The sequence below is a fragment of the Streptomyces alkaliphilus genome (assembly GCF_014141535.1).
Taxonomy (GTDB): domain Bacteria; phylum Actinomycetota; class Actinomycetes; order Streptomycetales; family Streptomycetaceae; genus Streptomyces; species Streptomyces alkaliphilus.
In genome coordinates this window covers 1-2,962 of sequence record NZ_VKHT01000663.1, presented here as the reverse complement: position 1 = coordinate 2,962, position 2,962 = coordinate 1, and the positions used below count along the sequence as shown (strand labels likewise).

The following is a 2,962-nucleotide window of genomic DNA, read 5'->3' as shown; positions in this document are numbered from 1 at the left end:
GCCCCAGCCCCAGCAGCCGGAAGGCGGCGGTGATCATGTCGCCGTCCGAGGAGGTGGCCTCGTTGGCGAGCGCCACCATCGGGCCGCGCGGCGCGTCCGAGGGGTAGCTCACCGGCTGGGCGTTCCGGGTCAGGTCCCAGCCCAGGACCGTTCGGGTGAGTTTCTCCACCACCAGCTCGCTGATGTGCCCGCCGGCGTTGCCCCGCACGTCCACCACCAGTGCCTGTCGGGAGAACTCCATCCGCAGGTCCCGGGTGAACTGCGCCCATCCCGAACCCCCCATGTCGGGGATGTGGACGTAGCCGCAGCGCCCCCCGCTCAGCTCGTGCACCACCCGCCGGCGCCGCGCCACCCAGTCCTGGTACCGCAACGGCCGGTCGTCCAGCAGCGGCACCACCGCCACCCGCCGGTACCGGCCCGGGCGCGTGTCCGGATCGGCACCGGTCACGGTGCCCGGGTCGAGGAAGGACAGCTCGACGGTCGTGCCCCCCGTCCCGGCCAGCAGCGGCCACGGGCCGGTCACCGGGTCCACCGGCCTGCCGTTCACCCGGGCCAGCACCGACCCCTCCCGCACGCCGGTGCCCGCCAGCGGCGACCGCGCCCGCGAGTCGGAGGAGTCACCCGGCAGGACCCGGGCCACCCGCCACCCACCGGTCCCGTCCGCCTCGATGTCGACGCCCAGCAGGCCCTGGGGCCGCCGGTAGTGGACGGGGCCCTCGTCGGGACGCGCGGCGGTCACGTACGCGTGCGAGGTGCCCAGCTCGCCCAGCGTCTCCCGCAGCACGTCGGCGAACTCGTCCGGGGTGGCGACCCGGTCCAGCAGCGGCCGGTACCGCTTCAGCTCGACGGGCCAGTCGATCCCGCACATGCCCGGCTCCCAGAACAGCTCCCGGACCAGCCGACCGGCCTCGTCGAACGCCTGCCGCCACTCCGCCGGCGGGTCGGTCCACTGCACGATCCGCCGCACGTCCATCCAGACGGTGGAGTCCGCGTCCGCGAGCTCGGTCGCGGGGACCGCCCGCAACTCCTCGTCCTCGCACACCACCAGCCGGGTGCCGTCGCCGCTGACCTCGAACCAGTCCACCTCGGCGGTCAGGTCGGTGCTGCGCCCCCGGGCGGGATCGAAGTGCACCAGGGTCGGTTTCCCCGAGGTGCGGTTGGGGTCGGCGAAGGTCTCGCCCAGCGCGCCGGAGATCGGCCACCGCAGCCAGACCAGGCCGCCGCCGGCGACCGGCCGCAGCGAGGAGTACTTGGACGCCTTCACCGGGAACGGCGTCACCCGGGAGGCCAACCCCTCCGCCTCCACCGACACCGCGCCCTCCTCGCCGCCGACCTCCGCGTCGGCCGGGTCCAGACCGCCGGCCGCCGGGCGCCCCTCGGGGGTGAGGGCGAACGGCGAGGGCGTCGCGGAGGACAGCGGCACCAGATAGGGGCGGCAGCCCAGCGGGAAGGACAGGTCCCCGGTGTGCACGTCGTAGACCGGGTCGAAGCCACGCCAGGAGAGGAAGGCCAGGTAGCGGCCGTCCCGGGTGAAGACCGGCTCCTCGTCCTCGAACCGGCCGTCGGTGACATCCAGGATCGTCCGGTCCCCGGGGGAGAGCCGGGCGATCTTGATCCGGCTCAGGGAGCGCCCCACGCCGGGGTGGGCCCAGGCCAGGTGGCCGGAGTCGGGGGAGAAGGCGAGGTCACGGACGGGGCCGTTGACCGAGCGGATCAGCTCCGACACCTCGACCCCCGGCACCTCACCGCCGTCTTCCGCGCCGCCCGCCCCGCCCGGGAGGGACGCCCCGGCGGGGGTCCGCGTGCCGTCCGGGTCGGCGGGCGCGCCCTCCGCGCCCGGAGCGTTCCCCGAGTCGTCCGCGCCGGGCTTCCCCGCCGGGGTGCGGTCCGCGCCGGGCCCACCGTCCGCCTCGGGCGGTCCGTCGGTGCCGGCCGCTCCGCCCCGGGGGTCCGGGGCACGGACGTCGGACGCGTCGGCCGGCTCGGATCCTCCCCCCGTGTCCCCCGCGTTGCCCGTGCCGGCGGGGGCGAGGCCCGGGACAACGACATCGGTGACGGCGTCGGGGCCCGGGTCCGCCCCCTCGCCCCCGGATCCACCGGGCCCGGGCTCCGGTTCCGGCTCGTCGGGGACGGTCACCAGCAACAGCCGCCCGTCGTGGGAGGCCACCGCCACCGAGCGGCCGTCCGGGGCGGCCACCAGCTCCCGGACCCGGCCCAGCCGCCCCGTCGCCAGCCGGATCGGGGGCCGGTCCCCGCCCGCCCGGGGCAGCGCGGATACCTCCAGCGCGTCCTCCCCGGGGGCGTCGGTCACCCGGACGATCCGCCCGGTGTCGCCGAGCACGACCGGCATCCGCACCCGGGCGCCGGGCGTCGCGGAGATCACCCGCGCCGGGCCGTCGCGATGGGTCAGCCAGTGCAACGCGCCGCGCACGCACACCGCCGAGGCGCGCCCCGTGGTGTCCACGGCCAGGGCGTCGATGGCGCCCGCCGTGCGCACCTGGCGCGGACGGCGGCCGGCGCGCGGCCCGCCGAGCCGCAGCCGAAGCCGCAGCGGACGGCTGTCCGGGGTCAGCTCCGGCACCAACCACAGCTCACCACCGCAGTGGTAGATCACCCGGCGCCCGTCGGTGGAGGCGTGCCGGGCGTAGAAGGCGTCGTGGTCGGTGTGCCGCCACAGCTGCGAGCCGTCGGGGCGGCAGGAGTAGAGATTCCCCACGCCCTCGTGGTCGGAGAGGAAGGCGATCCGGTCGCCGACCAGCATCGGGCAGTCCAGGTGGCCACTGCCGTGGGGTATCGGCAGCAGCCGCCTGCCGTCCAGCCACAACCGGCCGGTGCCGCCGCCCCGGTACCGCTTCCAGGAGGCGGGCTCGTGCGGGGCCTTGCCGGTGAGCAGCAGGGTGCTGCGCCCCGGTTCCCCGCCCGCGCCCGGGGCGCCGTCCGGCCCGGGGGCCGGGGGCGGCGC

The 2,962-nt window shown here is 76.9% G+C and carries 1 protein-coding gene; it reads right to left on the bottom strand.

Annotated features, from left to right (window positions below; all coding sequences use genetic code 11):
• On the bottom strand, positions 1-2,962 hold a 2,962-nt coding region (locus FNQ90_RS18155), incomplete at both ends, for a S41 family peptidase (RefSeq protein WP_182607347.1).